Origin of the sequence: Ciceribacter thiooxidans, assembly GCF_014126615.1 — a bacterium.
GTDB classification, from domain to species: domain Bacteria; phylum Pseudomonadota; class Alphaproteobacteria; order Rhizobiales; family Rhizobiaceae; genus Allorhizobium; species Allorhizobium thiooxidans.
On record NZ_CP059896.1, the window covers coordinates 2,968,001 to 2,986,567 of the forward strand.

At 63.1% G+C, this 18,567-nt stretch carries 17 protein-coding genes; 10 read left to right on the forward strand and 7 right to left on the reverse strand.

What is annotated here, in order from left to right; all coding sequences use genetic code 11:
• Positions 1–278 precede the first annotated feature (278 nt).
• The 3 genes from H4I97_RS14510 to H4I97_RS14520 all read left to right on the forward strand — a co-directional run bounded on the left by H4I97_RS14510 (position 279) and on the right by H4I97_RS14520 (position 5,913).
• Positions 279–3,974, forward strand: coding sequence for a peptidoglycan-binding protein (locus H4I97_RS14510; protein ID WP_182305355.1), 3,696 nt, complete (start codon positions 279–281; stop codon positions 3,972–3,974).
• Between the two features lie 203 nt (positions 3,975–4,177).
• Positions 4,178–5,104: a sulfite exporter TauE/SafE family protein gene (locus H4I97_RS14515; RefSeq protein ID WP_182305356.1), complete on the forward strand. Its 927-nt coding sequence runs from the start codon at positions 4,178–4,180 to the stop codon at positions 5,102–5,104.
• A 5-nt stretch (positions 5,105–5,109) separates the two neighbouring features.
• Positions 5,110–5,913 carry a TIGR02186 family protein gene (locus H4I97_RS14520; RefSeq protein ID WP_182307663.1) on the forward strand — a complete coding sequence of 268 codons (804 nt, stop codon included), beginning with the start codon at positions 5,110–5,112 and terminating at the stop codon, positions 5,911–5,913.
• Between the two features lie 6 nt (positions 5,914–5,919).
• Here H4I97_RS14520 and H4I97_RS14525 read toward each other — a convergent pair whose 3' ends face one another.
• Complete coding sequence (locus H4I97_RS14525) at positions 5,920–6,429, reverse strand: winged helix-turn-helix transcriptional regulator (protein WP_182305357.1); 510 nt, start codon at positions 6,427–6,429, stop codon at positions 5,920–5,922.
• 92 nt (positions 6,430–6,521) lie between these two features.
• On the opposite strand from H4I97_RS14525, the gene H4I97_RS14530 reads away from it, so the two are divergent.
• Complete coding sequence (locus tag H4I97_RS14530; protein WP_182305358.1) at positions 6,522–7,082, forward strand: dihydrofolate reductase family protein; 561 nt, start codon at positions 6,522–6,524, stop codon at positions 7,080–7,082.
• A gap of 10 nt (positions 7,083–7,092) precedes the next feature.
• On the opposite strand, the gene H4I97_RS14535 is transcribed toward H4I97_RS14530, so the two are convergent.
• A complete protein-coding gene (locus tag H4I97_RS14535; protein WP_182305359.1) occupies positions 7,093–7,680 on the reverse strand; it encodes a TetR/AcrR family transcriptional regulator in 588 nt (195 codons plus the stop codon).
• Between the two features lie 85 nt (positions 7,681–7,765).
• On the opposite strand from H4I97_RS14535, the gene H4I97_RS14540 reads away from it, so the two are divergent.
• Both H4I97_RS14540 and H4I97_RS14545 read left to right on the forward strand, forming a co-directional pair.
• Positions 7,766–8,719, forward strand: coding sequence for an alpha/beta hydrolase family protein (locus tag H4I97_RS14540; protein ID WP_182305360.1), 954 nt, complete (start codon positions 7,766–7,768; stop codon positions 8,717–8,719).
• 144 nt (positions 8,720–8,863) lie between these two features.
• The gene (locus H4I97_RS14545) at positions 8,864–10,654 is read left to right on the forward strand and encodes a chloride channel protein (RefSeq protein WP_182305361.1); all 1,791 of its coding nucleotides are present in this window, start codon (positions 8,864–8,866) and stop codon (positions 10,652–10,654) included.
• Positions 10,655–10,690: 36 nt separating this feature from the next.
• Here H4I97_RS14545 and pdeM read toward each other — a convergent pair whose 3' ends face one another.
• Both pdeM and H4I97_RS14555 read right to left on the reverse strand, forming a co-directional pair.
• Complete coding sequence (gene pdeM, locus H4I97_RS14550; protein ID WP_182305362.1) at positions 10,691–11,416, reverse strand: ligase-associated DNA damage response endonuclease PdeM; 726 nt, start codon at positions 11,414–11,416, stop codon at positions 10,691–10,693.
• A gap of 44 nt (positions 11,417–11,460) precedes the next feature.
• Positions 11,461–13,974 (reverse strand): ligase-associated DNA damage response DEXH box helicase, encoded by a 2,514-nt coding sequence (locus tag H4I97_RS14555; RefSeq protein ID WP_244658658.1) that lies wholly within the window; start codon positions 13,972–13,974, stop codon positions 11,461–11,463.
• 143 nt (positions 13,975–14,117) lie between these two features.
• Between H4I97_RS14555 and H4I97_RS14560 the strand changes: the two genes are divergently transcribed.
• Together H4I97_RS14560 and H4I97_RS14565 are read left to right on the forward strand one after the other, a co-directional pair.
• Positions 14,118–14,621 carry an RrF2 family transcriptional regulator gene (locus H4I97_RS14560; RefSeq protein WP_182305364.1) on the forward strand — a complete coding sequence of 168 codons (504 nt, stop codon included), beginning with the start codon at positions 14,118–14,120 and terminating at the stop codon, positions 14,619–14,621.
• 44 nt (positions 14,622–14,665) lie between these two features.
• Complete coding sequence (locus H4I97_RS14565; protein WP_182305365.1) at positions 14,666–15,127, forward strand: carboxymuconolactone decarboxylase family protein; 462 nt, start codon at positions 14,666–14,668, stop codon at positions 15,125–15,127.
• Positions 15,128–15,155: 28 nt separating this feature from the next.
• Here the strand turns inward: H4I97_RS14565 and H4I97_RS14570 are convergent, their stop codons facing one another.
• The 3 genes from H4I97_RS14570 to H4I97_RS14580 all read right to left on the reverse strand — a co-directional run bounded on the left by H4I97_RS14570 (position 15,156) and on the right by H4I97_RS14580 (position 17,590).
• Positions 15,156–15,794: a YitT family protein gene (locus H4I97_RS14570; protein ID WP_244658788.1), complete on the reverse strand. Its 639-nt coding sequence runs from the start codon at positions 15,792–15,794 to the stop codon at positions 15,156–15,158.
• Positions 15,795–15,893: 99 nt separating this feature from the next.
• A complete protein-coding gene (locus H4I97_RS14575) occupies positions 15,894–16,532 on the reverse strand; it encodes a YitT family protein (RefSeq protein WP_182305367.1) in 639 nt (212 codons plus the stop codon).
• A gap of 116 nt (positions 16,533–16,648) precedes the next feature.
• Positions 16,649–17,590, reverse strand: a complete 942-nt coding sequence (locus tag H4I97_RS14580) for a class I SAM-dependent DNA methyltransferase (protein WP_182305368.1) — start codon at positions 17,588–17,590, stop codon at positions 16,649–16,651.
• Between the two features lie 147 nt (positions 17,591–17,737).
• Between H4I97_RS14580 and H4I97_RS14585 the strand changes: the two genes are divergently transcribed.
• Together H4I97_RS14585 and H4I97_RS14590 are read left to right on the forward strand one after the other, a co-directional pair.
• The gene (locus H4I97_RS14585; protein ID WP_129333489.1) at positions 17,738–18,004 is read left to right on the forward strand and encodes a DUF6460 domain-containing protein; all 267 of its coding nucleotides are present in this window, start codon (positions 17,738–17,740) and stop codon (positions 18,002–18,004) included.
• A 46-nt stretch (positions 18,005–18,050) separates the two neighbouring features.
• Entirely contained in the window at positions 18,051–18,512 is a 462-nt protein-coding gene (locus H4I97_RS14590; protein WP_378143439.1) for a CAP domain-containing protein, read from the forward strand.
• Positions 18,513–18,567: the final 55 nt, after the last annotated feature.

Here is an 18,567-nt window from a genome sequence, read left to right on the forward strand (position 1 = left end):
TGGAGGAGCGGGATGACGCCCGACAGCGGCGCGCGAGCGCGAGGAAAATCTTACAAAACGTTAAAAAAGAGCGGCAAGGTTAACGGCTTGTTTACCACGTTTCGCGAAATGTAGGCGGTGAAGCGTGATGATCCGGGGGTGCGCTGCCGAGCGTCTGCGTGTCAGGAGACTGCACAGCAAGGACTTCGAAGCCGAAAGACATCGACGACACCGCCGTCCTCAGCCACGCCGAGAAGCCAGATCCGCCGCGGGCGGGCAATTTCGAAGCGAGCACGAACATGAACGGATCGCGATCCAATCCTTCCCGCCCCGGCGGCTCATCCTCGCTGGATGCGCTGAGCCGTACCATCGAGGGGCTGGAGGCACGCATCGAAGGGCTCATGAACAACAACCCGCGCGGCGGACGTCCTTCGCAGGAGCCCCGCCGCGACTTCGCTCCCGAGAACCGCGATTTTCGCGAGCGCGATCCGCTCGCCGAAATCCGGCAACGCCAGCGCGCCCTCGAAGAAGGCCGGGGACGCCCTTCCGAGCCGCGCTCGCAGGAGCGCCACAACGATCGCACGGCACCCGCCCAGCACTTCACGCCGCAGCAGCCACCGGCACGCAGCCAGCCGGACGCGAGCCGCGAAATCAGCCAGGCGCTCCTCGGCCTGCGGCAGGAGCTGAAACACGACATCTCCGAAAGCCTCGCAGCCGAGATCGGCGCTCTCCGCTCGGAAATGCGCAGCATCCGCGCCCTTGCCGAAGACAGACGCCCCGCTGAGGACATGCGCCACGACATCGCCAGGCTTGCCGACGGGATCAGCGAGCTCGGTCGATATCAGGCGCCAGGCACGGAACGGCTGCAGGCGGAATTCGAGGAATTGCGCTCGCTGATGGACGGGCTCGCACGGGAAGATTCCGTGCGCCATATCGAACGACGCTGGGATGATCTCGAAGAACGTCTCGACGGTCTCGATCCCGGCGCGCTGCGCTCAGAGCTCCTTTCGCTCGCCGATCGTCTCGACGACATCAAGCGTCACCTCGGCAATATCGGCGACCATGGTGCGATCCGTGCCCTTGAAGACAAACTGGTAACCGTCGCCACCGCGCTCGAACATATCGGCGCGCATATCGATCCCAGTGAGCGCATGCTGATGGAGCAGTTCGCGGGCATCGACATGCGGCTCGACGAGATCACCCGAGCCATTGCCGCTGGAACGCGCCACTCCGGCGCCGGCTCGGACACCGTTTCGATCGGCCGCATCGAGGACCGGATTGCCGGCATCGCCCAGCAGATCGAGGCGATTGCCGGACGCGCTTTCGAGCACCAGGACCCGACGGTGGACCTCGGTCATCGCCTGGAGGCGCTCACCTCCCGCATCGAGGAGCTCGGCACGCAACAGACCGCACGTCGGCTCGAGGAGCGTCTCGACCAGCTTTCCGATATGCTCGAGCGCGGCCAGCAGGGCGGACCCCAGCCCGAACTCACGGGCTATCTCGCCGACATTTCCCGCAAGATCGACGCGCTCGACCAGGGCGCGGTCAGTGACCGACTGGCGGATCGTCTCGACGTGCTCGCCGAACGGATAAGCGCGCTCGTCGTGCCCGCCCCGACAGGCGGCGATCTCGCATTCCGCGAACTCGAACAGCGGCTCAATACGATCGTCGACCGGCTGGAAGAAACGGCCGTCGCCCCTGCGCAGGACACCTCCGCCCTGCGCGGTCTCGAAGAACAGATCGCCCATCTTTCGACACTGATCAGCAGCTCGCCCTCGGATGCCGCCGCCGGCAACGGTGTCGTGGCCGGCCGCGTCGCGGCGCTCGAGGACTATATCGCCACCAGCGACGAATACATCATCGAGGCGGCCCGCCAGGCCGCGGAGACGGTGATGGAAAGCTACGCTCATACGCAGGCGACCCGCGGGGATGCTTCGGGTGCCGACCTCGCAGCGCTTTCGGCACTGGCCGACCACCTCAAGGATTTGGAGTCGGTCAGCCGGAATTCGGAGGAGCGGACGCACAGGACCTTCGAGGCCCTGCACGATACGCTGGTTCAGATCGCCGAAAAGCTCGACCAGATCGACAATCGCGTAAGCGTGCGCGATCACGGCCCGCTTGACGGTCCCATAGCCGCCCCCGCCACTGCAACGGTGGGCGAGCGGCACGCCAAGCTCGAGGTGCAGCCCGCGCCTGTCGCCGATGACATGGCGCCACCGGTCGGGATCTCGGAGACAGAAGAGTATACGTTCGAGGCGCCCGAACCGGAGCACAATTCGAAGGCCACCCCGAAGAAGGCGGCGAAACCGAGCCTGCTTTCCGGGCTCGGCAAACGCTTCCTTCCCGGCCAGAAAAAGGACAACGGAACACCCAACACGCGCACGCTGGTCGACCCGAGCCCGTCCATCGACGCATCGGAGATGCTGCCGCCCGAAGAGGCCAACGAGTTGCTCGAGCCAGGTTCGGGGGCGCCGGACGTGCGCAAGATCCTGGAGCGGGTCCGGGCGACGCAGGCCGCGCAACGTGAGTCCGGCAACGGCAACGGATCGGTGTCCGACGGCGATCGTACAGATTACATCGCCGCCGCCCGCCGCGCCGCGCAGGCCGCAGCCAGTGAAATGGACCGTACCTATCGTCCCGGATCGCCGAAGACGGAAGCCCTCACGGCGGGAGGCTCCACGCTCTCGCGCTATCGCCGGCCGATCCTGATGGCGGTCGGCGCCGTGCTGCTCGTCGCGATGGCAATGCCGCTCGTCAACACCCTGTTGCGTAGCAACGACCCGCTTCCGGTGACCGCAGAGTTGCCGACCGGCGACGTCAGCGCCAAACAGCCGGACGCCGGTGTCGACACACAGACGACGGCCGATGCATCCATCGACGGCAAGGCGACTGCACCGGTGCTGACTGACGATCAACTGGAGCCGACAAGCTCGGATGCTGGAGCCGCTCCGCCCGCCCCATCGGCACTCACGGCGCCGGTTTCGCTCGACGAGAACAGCAAGTTCACGCCGGCAGCCCCCGCTAAGACCGCAGATCTGCAGGCCGCGGTGACCATCTCGCCCTCCGCTCCGATACAGGCGGCTTCAGCGGGGCAGGCCGCGTCCAACGCGGGTGCGGCGGACGGCGCTCCGGCTGAGACAATCGCAGTGCCCGATGCGATCAAGCCCGCTTCCCTCGTCATCGCCGCTAAGCAGGGGGACCCGCTCGCGCTCTTCGAGGTCGCGGCCCGCTACTCCGAAGGCCGCGGTGTCGACGGCGACTTCGCCGAAGCCGCAAAATGGTACAAAATGGCCGCGGACAAGGGCTTCGCACCGGCAATGTACCGGCTGGCCAACCTCTACGAGAACGGCAGCGGCGTCGAGCGCAATGTCGAAACGGCCCGTCACTACTACGAGCTCGCGGCCGAAAAGGGCAATGCGAGCGCCATGCACAACCTTGCCGTCATGCACGCATCGGGCGCGACGGGCACGCAGGATTATCCGACAGCGGCCAAGTGGTTCGGGAAGGCGGCGGAATTCGGCGTCTCCGACAGCCAGTTCAACCTGGCAATCCTGAATGCGCGCGGCAACGGTGTTCCGCAGAATCTGGTCGAATCGTACAAGTGGTTTGCGATCGCCGCCAAGGCCGGAGACAAGGACGCCGCCAAGAAGCGCGACGAAGTCGCCAACGTCATGGCGCCGGATCAGCTCGAGAAGGCACGCGCCGCAGTCGACCTCTGGAAACCGCAACCCTTGGACCCGCAGGCCAACTCGACCGACGTTCCGGACGAATGGGCAGGCAAGGGCGTGAAGACCGCCAGTGTCGACATGAAGAAGGCGATCCGCAATATCCAGGGCATCCTCAACAACAACGGGTTCGACGCCGGCGTGCCGGATGGTGTGCTCGGAGAAAAAACAGTTACGGCGATCAAGGCTTTCCAGACCTCTATCGGCATGGAACCGACAGGCAAAGTCACGGACAAACTGGTCAAGGAACTCCTTGCGCGCAACAAATAACGTGCACCGTCACAAAACCGGAAAAATGCGCGCGTAAAGCCTTGCCACGGAATTGACAGGCATGGTCGACGGGCGCATGAAAATATGACGGAGGTCAAGCCTGCCAATGACTTGACCCGGTCTCGCCCCTCTTCGGAGCCCGCCGGAAAACCGACGCTTTCCATTCCCCGCGCCTGCGGGGCGTACGCATTTAGAGGCTACCCGTGACAATCTACCTGCCGATCGCAGAATTGTCGGTGAACATCTTCATCATTCTCGGCATGGGTGCGGCCGTCGGTTTTCTGTCCGGCATGTTCGGCGTAGGGGGCGGCTTTCTGATCACGCCTCTCCTGATCTTCTACAACATCCCTCCGGTCGTCGCCGTGGCGACCGGCGCCAACCAGGTGGTTGCCTCGTCGGTGTCGGGTGCGATCACCCATTTCCGACGCGGCACGCTGGATCTGAAGCTCGGGGGCGTTCTGCTGGTCGGCGGTCTTGCGGGCGCGACGGCCGGCATTTACGTGTTTTCCTGGCTGCGCAGCGCCGGTCAGCTCGACCTTATCATTTCACTGCTCTACGTCGTCTTCCTCGGGACGATCGGCAGCCTCATGCTGATGGAGAGCCTGAACGCGATGCGGCGGGCGGCCCGTAACCAGCCAGCCACTCTCCGCCGGCCGGGTCAGCACATCTGGGTGCACCGCCTGCCGTTCAAGATGCGGTTCAAGAAGTCGAAGATCTACCTGAGCGTCCTGCCGGTCATAGGGCTCGGATTCGCAATCGGTGTGCTCACTTCGATCATGGGCGTCGGCGGTGGCTTCATCATGGTCCCGGCGATGATTTACCTGCTGCGCATCCCCACCAATGTCGTCGTCGGAACATCACTGTTCCAGATCATCTTCGTCACGGCGTACACGACCATCGTGCAGGCGACGACAAACTATTCGGTCGACATCGTGCTGGCGTTCCTGCTGATGGCCGCGGGTGTGGTCGGGGCGCAATACGGCGTCCGGGTCGGCCAGAGGCTGCGCGGCGAACAGCTCCGCGCACTGCTGGGACTGCTCGTGCTTGCCGTCGGCGTGCGCCTTGCAATCGATCTGGTCGTGACGCCCGAGGATCTCTATTCGATTGCCACAGGTGGAATGGGGGGCTGATGCCGATGCGCAGGATGCTCTTTGCCGTCGTCATGGCCCTTTCGGCGACCCTCGCCCGCGAGGCCGCCGGGCAGGTGCCGTTCAAGCCGACCGCTCCCGATATGGAGAGCCTCGACATTGGCACCTCGACGAGCGAAATCGCCATCACCTCGGATTTCCGCGGTGCCGATCTCACCATCTTCGGCGCCCTCACGAACACCGACGCGCTGCTTCTCGCCATCGGCCAGTACGACGTGGTGGTGACGCTCGAAGGACCGCGCGAGGAAGCAACGGTTCGTCACAAGGAGCGGCTCTTCGGCGTGTGGGTCAACCGCAATTCCATGACGTTCGAACGGATGCCGCAGTCCTATTCGCTGGCAAGTACACGGCCGATCTCCGAGATCACAGCACAGCAGGCGCTCGTCGATCTCGGGCTCGGCGTCGACTACATGCCGCTCACACCGACCGGCTACTTCCAAAGCGCTGCCAATCTTGCCGAATTCCGGGAAGCCTTTCGCCGCCTGAAGCAGACCAGCGGCCTTTATCAGAGCGACACCGGCGGCGTGCGTTTCGTCAGCGCGAGCCTGTTCAAGGCCACGCTGAAGCTTCCCGCCAATATCCCGGACGGCGTTCACATGGTCCGGGCCTATCTCTTCAAGAGCGGCGAATTCCTCGCACAGCGCGAACTGCCGCTGCGCGTCATCAAGACAGGCATCGAAGACTCGATCACCCGGGCGGCGCATGACCAGCCTTTTTCCTACGGCACGTTTGCAGTGCTGCTCGCCCTGATTACCGGCTGGGGCGCCAGCCTGATCTTCCGGCGCGACTGAGGGCGTTCACGCTTCGGCCGCCTCCATTTTCGCTTTCGTCGCCAGATAGGCCTGCGTCAGCTTCGACAAGGCCGACGGCGTACCTTCAGGCATCGGTACGCCGAGGTGGAGGAAGCGCAGCTCATCCATAAAATCCCGCCAGAGCGGCCGCCCGCCCTTCTCCAGAAGCTCCGCCCGGATCGCGAGATCTTCCGAAACGGCCAGATGCCGCCTGCCCCAGGCGCCCATCTCCGCGAACAGCGGCACGAGCTCGATCGACATTTCGGTCAGGCTGTAGATCGCCTTCTGCTTGTGACTCGGATCGTCGGAGCGCGTCAGCAGTCCCTTTTCAACCAGCTTCTTCAGGCGGTCAGCGAGAATGTTGGAGGCGATTCCCTCCTCCGAACTCTGCAGGAGTTCGCGGAAATGCCGGCGATTGCCGAACATCACGTCGCGTATCACGATCAGGCTCCAGCGATCACCGAGAACCTCGAGCGTCAGATTGATCGGACATCCGGAACGATGCGTCTCTTCCATGTCACCCTCCAAAAACCGCTTGCACAATAAGATCAGTCTTGCTAGTTTTCAACCGATTTCAAATTGCAACCGGTTTTAAAAAGGAGAAAGAAATGCGAAAATTGATTACCTGGAACCTGATGACCCTGGACGGCTATTTCGAAGGAAAGGCGCCCTGGGATCTGAGCTTTCATGAGCTCGTTTGGGGTGACGAACTGCGCGACTATTCGCTTGAAATCAGTCGGCAGACGGACCAGCTCGTCTTCGGTCGGAAAACATATGAAGGGATGGCCGCCTACTGGCCCGAGGCGACGAATGAAACGGAAATCAAGACCTATATGAATTCGATCGCGAAGATCGTCGCGAGCCGCAGTCTCGACCAGGCAGACTGGAACAACACGCGCATCGTTCGCGATGCGGTCACGGAGCTGAAAAAGCTGAAGCAGCAGCCGGGCAAGGACATCTTCGTCTTCGGCAGCGCAGAACTCTGCGACGACCTGCTGAAGGCAGATCTGATCGATGAAATCCGGATCTGCCTGGTTCCCGTCGTGCTGGGCGGCGGCAATCCGCACTTCAAGCCGAGCGAGACACCGAAGCAGTTGACGCTGCTTGAAACCAGGCCGGTGAAAACCGGCGCCGTGATCCTGCGTTACGCCGTCGGCAACAGGAAATGAGACTTCCGGCTCAAACCGGGCGATCGTCCATCGCGGCGGCGACCAACGTCGCGGCGGCTGCACCGGCGGTTTCCATGTAATCCGGATCGCGGTTGAGGAGCACGACGGCGAATGCGCCGTCGACGAGAAGAACGACCTGTCTTGCGAGCACGCGTGGCTCCTGGACGCCTTCCACCCCGAAAATATCCGCCAGCCAGTCCTCCAGGCGCCGCTTATGGGCGGCGCCGATCTTTATCGCCGGGTGTCCGGGCATGTTCGCAAGCTCGGCAGATGTCCGCTGGAAACCGCACCCTTTCCATTTCGGGTGACGCGCCGACTTCGCCAGGCCCGCAAAAACAGCCCTGATCCGCTCCGGCAAAGGGCCATCGCTTTCACGATACCATTGCTGGAATTTTGAAAAGCTCGGCTGGTCGCGACCCGCCAGATAGGCAGCGACCAGATCATCCTTGCTGGCGAAATGATAATAGAGCGTCCGCTTGGTGACGCCCGCCTCCTCGGCTACGGTGTCAACGCTCACACGGCGGATGCCTTCGTCGTAGAAGAGCTTGGCAGCAGCGGAAACGATGCGGTCGCGGGTTGGTCTCTCGGGAGGCGCCATAAGGCATATGTATACCGACCAGTGAGTGTGCACAATACGTACCCGCTGCTAGCTTGGGCCATCGACAGCGACAGAGGAGGCCGCGATGGCGGAATACGGTCAGGCGCAGGAACGCTCCGGGTATCTTGCACACGATGGGCTACAGCCCGTCGAAGGGCGAGAGATCACGCTACGGTGCAAGGATGGCGTGTCGCTCCGCGGCCATGTCTGGAGCGGCTGCGCCGATCCCCGTTGCGGCACCGCCATCATCAACGCGGCGACGGGGGTCCGTGCCCGCTACTACCACTACTTCGCCCGCTTTCTCGCTGAACATGGCTTTGTAGTGGTGACCTACGACTATCGAGGCATTGGACGGTCCCGGCCGGACCGCCTGCGCGGCTGCGGCTTTCGCTGGTGTGACTGGGGCGAGCATGATTTCATGGCGGCGCTCGATTTCGCCGAACAGATCCGCGGCGGTGGCCCCGTCGTCGTGGTAGGGCACAGCATCGGCGGCTTTTTGCCCGGCTTTGCGGCGAACGCCCGGCGCATCGATCGGATGCTCACCGTCGGGGCCCAATATGCCTACTGGCGTGATTACGCCGCCCACCAGAGACTCCACCTCTTGCTCAAGTGGCACATGGTCATGCCGGCGCTGACGGCTTTTTTCGGCTATTTTCCCGGAGAACGTCTCGGTTGGCTCGAGGATCTGCCGGCGGGCGTCGCGAACGAGTGGAGCTTTCGGCGCTCGCGGATGGAACTGAGCTATCCCGCGCGCGAACGACAAGCGATCCTGAACAGTTTTGCCGCGGTGACAGCGCCGATCCTGGCGATCACCGCAGCCGACGATGAACTCGCGACGATGGCGGCAGTCCGGCGCGCCCTTGGATACTACCAGCACGCTCCGGCCACGGAAGTCGTGCTCTCACCGGCTGATCTCGGCGTGGACCGTCTCGGACATTTCGATCTCTTTCATGCGCGGCACGCCAGCGGCTTCTGGCTCGATGCACTGCTGTGGCTGCGCGACGGCACCAATCCCTGGCCGGACAAGGCGCCTCGTTAGAGCGAATCCGGCGAACGCCGCTCGTGCATGCCTAATCCGTGTCACTCTCTGCTCGCATAACGACGGGTAAGGTCGGTTACGGGTTTGCCTCTGCAGGCGGTTCGCACTAAGTAGCATGCATCTCTTTGCCCTCATCGTGCCATCATGCTCCGCCACCTGTTGCATTCATCACCTTCCATTCGCGCCATTCTCGATCCGGGACGGCTACGAGTGCTCATTCGCCGCAGCGAATTCGGGCTTATCGCCGCGGCGGTGGTGGTCGGTGTGTCGGCTGGTCTCGCCGTCGCAGCCATGAGCTGGACCTCGCAGGCTCTGCACCGCCTGATGTTCAAGATACCGTCCGGCGAGCGGTTGAGCGCAGCGAGTGAGATCGATCCCTTTCTGGTTCTCGTCGCGCCTGTTATCGGCGGCGTTCTGCTCGGTGCCGTCTTCCTCGTTCTAAGGGAGTGGCGCAAGAAGCCGATGGTCGACCCGATCGAGGCCAATGCTCTGCACGGCGGCCGACTGTCGTTGACCGACAGCATCATCGTTGCCGTCCAAAACCTGATCTCGAACGGTTTCGGCGCCTCCGTCGGACTGGAAGCGGGATACACGCAGCTCTCCTCGGGTCTTGCATCCAAGATCGGCTACTTGCTGCAACTGCGCCGCGCCGATCTTCGGGTTCTCGTCGGTTGTGGCGCTGCAGGTGCGATCGCGGCCGCATTCAACGCGCCGCTGACCGGCGCCTTCTACGCCTTCGAGCTCATCATAGGCACCTACACGATCGTCAGCCTCGCTCCGGTTGTCGTCTCGGCACTGATCGCGACCATCATCACTCGCCTGCTCTTCGGCGACGCCTTCATGATCGACGTCGGCGACTTTGGGAACGTCGTACCGGCCGACTATCTTCCGGCGGTCGTACTCGGCATTTTCTGTGCCGGCGCCGGGATCCTTCTCATGAAGGGCGTTACCGTGATCGAGGAAACGGCGCGAAAGAGCTCAGTGTCACCGACATTCCGGCCGGCGCTCGGCGGCATCGTTGTCGGCCTCATGGCACTCATCGACCAGCAGGTGCTTTCGGCCGGCCACGGCGCGCTGCATCTCAATCTCGGGGAGAGCATCACGATTCCCACACTGCTGATGCTCCTGACGTTGAAGGCGGTGGCATCTGCCGTTTCGATCGGTTCGGGCTTCCGCGGCGGCCTCTTCTTCGCCTCGCTTTTCATCGGCGCATTGCTGGGCAAACTCTTCGCCTATTCAGCTCCCTACGTTTTCGCCCATGCCACGGTCACACCGGTCATCTATGCCGTGGTCGGCATGAGCGCCCTTGCGGTCGCCGTCATCGGCGGCCCCTTGACGATGACGTTCCTGGCGCTGGAAGTGACGGGAGACTTCCCGATCACGGCACTCGCGCTTGCGGCCGTCATCACCTCTTCGATCACTGCACGCATGACGTTCGGATATTCGTTCGCCACCTGGCGCTTTCATCTGCGCGGCGAAACGATCCGCAGCGCCCACGACGTCGGCTGGATTCGCAATCTCACGGTGTCGCGCATGATGCGTGCCGATGTCCGCACGGCCTTCGTCGACATGCCCTTCGAGGCATTCCGCAAGGAGTTCCCGCTGGGCTCGACACAGCGGGTCATCCTGACGGACGAGACGGGAAAATATGCCGGCATTGTCTTGCTTCCGGACGTCTACGCCGCACTCAGGGAAGACGTAGCCGTACCGCCGACCGTCGCCTCCTTCGCAAAGTACAACAACGACGTACTGCTCGGCACGATGAACGCCAGGCAGGCCGCCGCCATGTTCGAAAAGTTGAAAACGGAAGCGCTGGCCGTCGTGAACAACCAGATCGAACGACGGGTCGTCGGTCTTCTCACGGAAAGCTATACGCTCCGGCGCTACAGCGAAGAACTCGATCGCCGCAGAAGAGAGATGTCCGGAGAAATCTAGAGGCCCGATTTCCTGGCGCAACTCGGCGCAGGAGGCTCACCCTATGAGACTGGTGTAGCGAACCGAATATACGCGGTCCCGTCCAAGAAGATGTGCGATCAGTGCCGTGTGGTCGAAGAGCCCGGAAAAGGCACGGTGACGCAGGTCGAGCCCCCCGGTCAGGACGCCGAAGGCCGGCATCAGCAGGCGTGTGCCGTCGCTCGCGAAACAGGCGCGGCGGACCGACTTTTCCCTCCGGCGGACGGTTGCGGAAGGGTGCAGATGGCCGGCGATTTCCCCTCGTCCATCGATCAGCGAAGGTTCGTGGCGGAAGACCAGATTGCCGAAGCGCAACTCGTCGGCACACCGTCCCGGCAGATCGACAACGCCGTCGGGATCGTGGTTGCCGTTGATCCAGATCCACTCACGGCCGCGCGCCATCGCCGCGATCATCGACCGGAAATCCGGCGGCATCAGCGCCGACCCGACCCGATCGTGGAAATTGTCGCCAAGACTGACGACGATCGCCGGATTATACCGTGTGACGACCGTCTCGAGGCGCCGCAACGTCGAGAGCGTATCGTAGGGCGGCAACAGCTGACCCCGACGAGCGAAAGCCGCTCCCTTCTCAAGATGGAGATCAGAGACGACGAGGAGATCCATATCCGGGAGATAGAGCGCTCCGGTGGGATCGCAAATCGCACCGACGCCGGCGACGGAAAATTCGACCGTCAGTTCGGCGCTTCCCGAAAGCGTAGTTCTCAGGGCGGCGAGCCGGTTCATCCGCTTGTCTTTTCCTTCCGGGCCTCGCCCTTCAATAGCCGTTCCTAGGCCATCGCCTCGGCAATCAATTCGTCCGCGGCTTCCGCCAAAACGTGTTCCTGAGCCTCGCCCGCCACCGGTTCGCGGCCGATCTCCAGCATCACGGGCACGGCGAGCGGCGAAATGTGGTCGAGCCGGCGATGGGTGATGTGGCCCTTGATTCTCTTTAGCATATCGCCGAGCCGGGCAATATCCAAAAGCCCGGCCGCGGCATCCTGCCTCGTCGCCTGCAGCAGGATGTGGTCCGGCTCGTGGGTGCACAGCACGTCGTAGATCAGATCGGCCGAAACCGTCACCTGCCGGCCGGTCTTCTCCTTGCCCGGATGCCGCTTCTCGATCAACCCCGCGATCACGGCGCAGGTGCGGAAGGTGCGCTTCAGCATCCAGGATTCGGCAAGCCAGGCCTCCAGGTCGTCGCCAAGCATGTCTTCATCGAAGAGTTCGCCGAGCGCCAGTCTCCCCGACTGCACCATCGCCCCGATATCCTCAAGTCCCCAGACGGCGAGCGAATAATCAGTAGCGACGAAGCCGAGCGGCTTTGCCCCCATCCGCTCAAGCCGCCGGGTGAGCAGCATGCCGAGCGTCTGATGCGCAAGCCGTCCCTCAAAAGGATAGGCAACCATGTAGAAGCGGCTGGCCCGCGGAAAGGTCTCGATCAGCAGCTCGCCACGCTTCGGCAGCACCGATTTCTCGCGCTGGATCTCCAGCCAGTCGCGAACCTGGTCCGGCAGCGCCCGCCAGCGCGCCGGATCGTCGAGCATGGCGCGGACCTGGTCGGCGAGATAGGTGGAAAGCGGGAACTTGCCACCGGCATAGGCGGGGATCTTCGGGTCCTGCGAAAAGGCGTTGGAGACGAGACACTCGTTCTCGCGGATGCCCTCGAAACGGACGGTCTTGCCGGAGAAGAGGAAGGTATCGCCCGGAGAAAGACTTTCGAGGAAATATTCCTCGACCTGCCCGAGCGCCGTGCCGCCCCGCATCGGCCCGCCACGGCCGAGAGAGCCGAGATGATTGCGTTTCACCAGACGCACGTTCAGCATCGGCATCTCGACGATCGTTCCGAGATTGAGCCGGTATTGCTGCGCCACCAGCGGGTTGGAGACGCGCCAACGCCCCTCCTTGTTGCGCCTGATCCGGGCGTAACGCTCGTAGGTGCGCAACGCATAGCCGCCGGTCGCAACGAAATCGATGATCCTGTCAAAGGTCTCGCGTGTCAGGTGGGCATAGGGCGAGGCGGACGTGACTTCAGCATAGAGCGCATCGGCGTCGAAAGGTTCGGCGCAGGCCATGCCGAGAACGTGCTGGGCGAGCACGTCGAGCGAGCCCGCTCCGACCGGCGGCGTATCCTGCGCTCCAAGGTAATTGGCATCGAGAGCCGCCTGGCATTCCATGACCTCGAAACGGTTGGCGGGCACCAGGATCGCACGGCTCGGCTCGTCCATCCGGTGGTTGGCGCGGCCGATGCGCTGGGCGAGCCGCGAGGCCCCCTTCGGAGCGCCGACATGGACGACGAGGTCGACGTCGCCCCAGTCGATACCGAGGTCGAGCGTCGATGTGGCGACGACCGCGCGCAGCCGGTTTTCCGCCATTGCCGCCTCGACCTTGCGGCGCTGCCCGACGTCGAGGGAGCCATGATGGAGCGCGATCGGCAGGTTGTCGTCGTTGACCGTCCAGAGCTCCTGGAAGAGAAGCTCGGCCTGCGAGCGTGTGTTGACGAAGACCAGCGTCGTCCGGAAGCGTTTCAATATCGCGTAGAGATCGGGAATGGCATAGCGGGCGGAATGACCGGACCACGGGATCCGATCCTCCGTATGCAGGATCGAAATGTCGGGCTTGGCACCACCCTCCACGGTGACCAGACCTGCTTCGCACGTTCTTCCCGGTGTCTGCGCCACCAGCCAGCGCATGAGATCGGGCGGATCGGCAACCGTCGCCGAGAGCCCGATGGTCTGCAGGCGCGGCGCCAGACGTCTCAGTCTCGCAAGCCCGAGCGAAAGCAGATGGCCACGCTTCGACGTGACCAGCGAGTGCAGCTCGTCGAAGATGACATAGCGGAGATCCTTGAAGAAGCGCGCGGCTTCGCCGTTGGCAATCAGCAGCGCGACCTGTTCTGGCGTCGTGAGCAGGATGTCGGGCGGATTGAGTTTCTGACGCTGCCGTTTCGATTGCGGCGTGTCGCCGGTACGGTTCTCGACCGTGATCGGCAGGCCCATCTCGGCAACAGGCTTCATCAGGTTGCGCTCGATGTCGACCGCCAGGGCTTTCAAAGGCGAGACATAGAGCGTGTGGATGCCGGTGAAGGCGGTGCCCGGCTTGCGCCCGCCTCTTCGCGCAAGATCGGTGAGCGAAGGCAGAAAGCCAGCCAGTGTCTTGCCGGCGCCGGTCGGGGCGATCAGCAGCGTGCTCTCGCCCCGTTCTGCACGCGACAGCAGTTCCAGCTGATGGGCGCGCGGCTGCCAGCCCTTGTCCGCGAACCAGCGGTGAAAGGCATCAGGAAGGGAGACGGAGGAACCCGTCACGGTGGAATCGGTCGCGCTCACGGTGAGAAGGTAGTGAAGCCGGATCGGAATTGGAAAAGAAAATCGAGACCGTCGCACCAGCCAGCGAATTGACAGCTGCAGAGAATCATGGATATCTTTTGTCCGCGATAGGATTTTACGAGATGAAACTCAGCGAAGGCATAGAACAGGCGATCCATTGCGTGACGATGCTGGCGGGGCTCGACGAGGGTCAGGTGCTCTCGGCTGCCGCCCTTGCCGAGTACCACGGCGTTTCGGCCAGTTACCTCCTGAAGCATCTTCAGGCGCTTTCGGGTGCCGGAATTCTTGCCACGATGCCGGGGCCCAAGGGCGGCTACCGGCTGGCACTCGCGCCGAAGGACGTCTCGTTGCTCGACATCACTCTGGCGATCGAGGGGCCTGCACCGGCATTCCGCTGCGCCGAAATCCGCCAGCGTGGCCCGAAGCCGCTTCCCGGCCGCTATTTCCAGGCGCCCTGCGGGATCGCGAGCGCAATGCACGCCGCCGAGCGCGTCTACCGCAGCGAACTCGCCAAGACGAGTATCGCCGACATTGTGGCCGGCGTTCACGCCGTGGACGATGACGGCGCAATTGCCGGCCGGGGCACCGATTTCATCGCCTGCCACGCACGACAGACCGGTCGTTGAACGACCAATACCCAGAACTTTCCACGCAACCAAGGAGAAGCGTAATGCAGCCACGTTTCGATTTTGCCAAGGTCTCGCCGGATTCCTACAAGGCGGTCCTGGGCCTCGAACAATACATCCGCAACTGTGGCCTGGAGCCCCGACACATCCACCTCTTGAAGCTCCGCGCGTCGCAGATCAACGGCTGCGCCTACTGCGTCGACATGCATGTCAAGGAGGCGCGACACGACGGCCTCAGCGAACAATGGATCAATCTCGTCTGTGCCTGGCGGGAATCGCCGCTCTATGACGCCCGTGAGCGGGCGCTGCTGGAATGGACGGAGGCCGTGACCAACGTGGCGCAGTCAGGGGTGCCCAACACCTCCTACGAGGAAATCCGCAAGCACTTCTCCGATGAGGAGATCGTCAAGCTCACGACGGCGATCGGCACGATCAACGTCTGGAACCGGCTCTGTGTCAGCTTCCGGTCACAGCACCCTATCGACGAACCCGCGCAAGCCGCCTGACTTGGGCCACGTCAGAAGCCGTCGTCGCTCACATCGCGATGTAGCGATCCTTGCGGTGATTGATCGCAAGCGTCAGGTTGAGCACGACGGCGCCGACGACCGAGCAGAAGATGATGTAGTAGCTGGCGAGGAAGAAGGAGAACACCAGCACCATGCCGTCGAAGGCGAGCTGTACCAGCCCGGCCCGCCATCCGAAGCGGTCCTGCAGGTAGAGAGCAAGGATTCCGAAGCCGCCGAGGCTTGCCCGGTGACGGAAGAGGGCAAGCAGGCCTGCACCGATGAGAAGGCCACCGAAGGGGGCGGCCACCAGCGGATCGAGGTTCGCGAAGCCGATGTAGCGCGGTACGGTCTCGGAGAGCACCGAGGTCAGCGCCACCGCCGCGAAGGTCTTCAGCGTGAAGGCCGGTCCGAAGCGCTTCAGCGCCAGATAGTAGAAGGGCAGGTTGACGGCAAAGAAGACGGCACCGAAGCTGAAACCCGTCGCATAATGGAGGAGGAAGGCGACGCCCGCCGTGCCGCCCGTCAGCAACCCCGCCCCGGAGAGCAACATCACGCCGAGCGTCACGAGCATGCCACCTGCCGCAAGCCCTTGTGCATCTTCAATGATGGAGTGGTGCTCGGCGGACGATGCCATCATCTCCCGCAGCTTCGGCCTCACGTCGCTCATCGCCATGCTTGATGTCCTCTCACCCGTACCAGACCCCGTCTGTTGTCTACGCGGTAAAGCGATTTCGTGCCAAGCTCAAGCGACTTCCGCTCTCAGCAATCACCGCAGAACGACGTAGCGATCGGAGCGGTGGTTGACGGCGACGAACAGATTGAGCACCACCGCACCAACGACCGAGAAGATCACGATTGCCGGGCTCACCACGCCAAAGGCAAAGATCATCACGGTGAGATCGAAGGCGAGTTGTACCAGCCCGGCGCGGACGCCGAAGCGTTCCTGCAGGTAGACGGCGAGAATGCCAATGCCACCGAGGCTCGCACGGTGGCGATAGAGCGCCAGAACGCCGTAACCGAGGAGAAGACCGCCGAGGATGGCACCCCAGATAGGATCGATGGCGCTGATGTCGATCAGCCGGCCCTCGAACTCGACAATCAGCGAGGTCAGTGCGATCGCGGCGAAGGTCTTCAGCGTGAAATCGATCCCAACGCGACGAAACGACAGGATGTAGAACGGCAGGTTGAGCAGAAAGAAGATCAGCCCGAAGCTGACGCCACTTGCGTAATGGAGCAGAAAGGCGACGCCGGCCATGCCGCCGGTGAGAAGTCCCACCTTGGCGAGAAGATAGAGACCGAGCGCCGACACCATGCTTCCGGTGACGATGCCTTGCACGTCCTCGGCGATCGTGTGCCGGGTCGGGCTGGTATTCAAAATGCCCCACATGCTGCTCACCTGTGCCACGGCCACAACCTCCGGAATGTCTGACAACCCGTACATTGTGCACTGCATCATTTCGGCTCGCAAGCGCGATACGTCAGCAATACTGACCTACCTGCAAGTTCGCAATTTTCGTTCCTTCAGGCGCGCCGTTCGGCAAGAAACAAGATGCCCCGCACCGGCCTTCCGGAATCTGTGCGGATAACGGAGCGTGTGACCCGCCTTGTCGCGAAACCGGCATCGGCCAGCGCCTCGCGGACATAAGGCTCCGAATGGCGGTAGCGCAGCGAGGGTGCGAGTTCGAGCCCCTGCCCCACTTCCGCTTCCTCCACCGAAAGAGCGAAGAGGCCGCCCGGTGCAGCAAGGGCCGCCGCCAGCGAAAATGCATTGTCCAGCGCGCCGAGATAGATCAGCACGTCCGCAGCCGCGACAAGATCGGCGCGTCCACCGGGCACTCCCTCGGTGAAGAGGCCTGACCGCTCCGCCGGCAACGACAAATCGGCTTCCCCAAGATGGTCGTAGATCTGCTTTGCGGACGCCTTGGCGAGCATGTTGGCCGAGAGGTCGAAGCCTTCGAGCCTGTCCGCACGATCATGGATCTCCATGCCGAAGAGACCGGTGCCACAGCCGAGATCGATTGCGAGACGGAAGCGGCGCTCGCCGGCGACCTCGTCGATGAGAGCGGTCAGCTTGCCCGGCACGCTGTAGCCCAGCTTCTCGACAAGCGACGTCTCGAAACGGTCGGCGTAGTCGTCGAAGAGGGCCTCGACGTAACGACTCGACGGCTGCTCCGGCATCGGCTCTGCGCCGAGCACGGCGAGCTTCAGCCGAGCGGCGAACACGTCCTGCGGGTCGAGGGCGACGACGCGCCGCAAGGCTCCGGTCGTTGCCTCAATCTTGCCCGCCTTTTCGCTGTATTCGGCGAGCCGGAGCCAGCCGGCCGGCCAATCGGGTGCAAGCTCCAGCGCCTGTTCCATGAGTTCGGCAGCCGCCACAGGATCGCCGCCCTCGCTCAGCATCTTCGCGTAATCTGCGCGTCGATCGGCGGTGAGGTTTCCGGACGAGAACTGGATGTGTTGCATGGCGGATTTCCTGGGAAGGCGCGCGGTCTTGACCGAAAGCGTGAAAAAACACAAGAGCTATTTGCGTGGCATCCGCGAGAGCGGGCGGGCGAGGCGCTTGCAGCCCGTCTATGGCCTGCTTATGTGATGGAAAACAGGAGACCAGACATGTCGGATGGGGTGAACAGATTTCTCGGGGATACGCCGGGCCGTACCGTTGTCAAGCTTCTGGTCGTGTCGCTGATCGTCGGCTTCGTCATGACCGTGTTCGGCATCTACCCGATCGACATCCTGGAAGGTGTCCGGCATTTCATCCTCGAACTCTGGTACCGGGGCTTTGCCGCGCTCGGCCGCGTGGGCGATTACCTGCTTCTCGGGGCGACCATCGTCATTCCCGTCTTCATCGTCCTGAGACTCATGAGCTACCGACGCTGACATGCCCGTGACCGTGTTTTCATACCTGCCGCGGCGCCGCTTCCTCATGCTGACAGGCATCGGTCTTGCGAGTGGCCTCACCGCCTGCAAGACGACGGACATCTTGCCGTCGACGGACGACACGGCGCGCGCCGAGACGGAGGGCGCGCTGCCGCTCGTCAACACCCTTCGAAACAGCAAGGGCCTTCCCACCCTCGAATACAACAAAATCGCCGAGGTGGCCGCTCTCTCGCAAGCGCGGCGGATGGCGCGTGCCGGTGAAATGTCACACCTGATCGGGCGGGGCGACGACTTTCTTCTGAGAATGAAGTCGATGGGCGTGCCGCTGCCGGCCTCCGAAAACATCGCCGCAGGTCAGTCGCAGGTGGCGGACGCGGTCGAAGCCTGGATACGATCCGAAAAACACCTGCACAACATGCTCGGCGCCTATCGCGGTCTCGGCGTTGCCGTGGCGCACAATTCCTCTTCCGCGAACCGCCCTTATTGGGCCATGGTGCTCGCAAGCTAGGCGATTCCCTCCCTGGCAATCCGGCTGGAGACGGGCGCGTGGACATAGGGACCAG

Coding starts and splice junctions, on each gene's coding strand:
- H4I97_RS14510 (WP_182305355.1), top strand. CDS start 279: ATGAACGGATCGCGATCCAATCCTTCCCGCCCCGGCGGCTCATCCTCG.
- H4I97_RS14520 (WP_182307663.1), top strand. CDS start 5,110: ATGCGCAGGATGCTCTTTGCCGTCGTCATGGCCCTTTCGGCGACCCTC.
- H4I97_RS14525 (WP_182305357.1), bottom strand. CDS start 6,429: ATGGAAGAGACGCATCGTTCCGGATGTCCGATCAATCTGACGCTCGAG.
- H4I97_RS14530 (WP_182305358.1), top strand. CDS start 6,522: ATGCGAAAATTGATTACCTGGAACCTGATGACCCTGGACGGCTATTTC.
- H4I97_RS14535 (WP_182305359.1), bottom strand. CDS start 7,680: ATGGCGCCTCCCGAGAGACCAACCCGCGACCGCATCGTTTCCGCTGCT.
- H4I97_RS14540 (WP_182305360.1), top strand. CDS start 7,766: ATGGCGGAATACGGTCAGGCGCAGGAACGCTCCGGGTATCTTGCACAC.
- H4I97_RS14545 (WP_182305361.1), top strand. CDS start 8,864: ATGCTCCGCCACCTGTTGCATTCATCACCTTCCATTCGCGCCATTCTC.
- pdeM (WP_182305362.1), bottom strand. CDS start 11,416: ATGAACCGGCTCGCCGCCCTGAGAACTACGCTTTCGGGAAGCGCCGAA.
- H4I97_RS14560 (WP_182305364.1), top strand. CDS start 14,118: ATGAAACTCAGCGAAGGCATAGAACAGGCGATCCATTGCGTGACGATG.
- H4I97_RS14565 (WP_182305365.1), top strand. CDS start 14,666: ATGCAGCCACGTTTCGATTTTGCCAAGGTCTCGCCGGATTCCTACAAG.
- H4I97_RS14570 (WP_244658788.1), bottom strand. CDS start 15,794: ATGAGCGACGTGAGGCCGAAGCTGCGGGAGATGATGGCATCGTCCGCC.
- H4I97_RS14580 (WP_182305368.1), bottom strand. CDS start 17,590: ATGCAACACATCCAGTTCTCGTCCGGAAACCTCACCGCCGATCGACGC.
- H4I97_RS14585 (WP_129333489.1), top strand. CDS start 17,738: ATGTCGGATGGGGTGAACAGATTTCTCGGGGATACGCCGGGCCGTACC.
- H4I97_RS14590 (WP_378143439.1), top strand. CDS start 18,051: ATGCTGACAGGCATCGGTCTTGCGAGTGGCCTCACCGCCTGCAAGACG.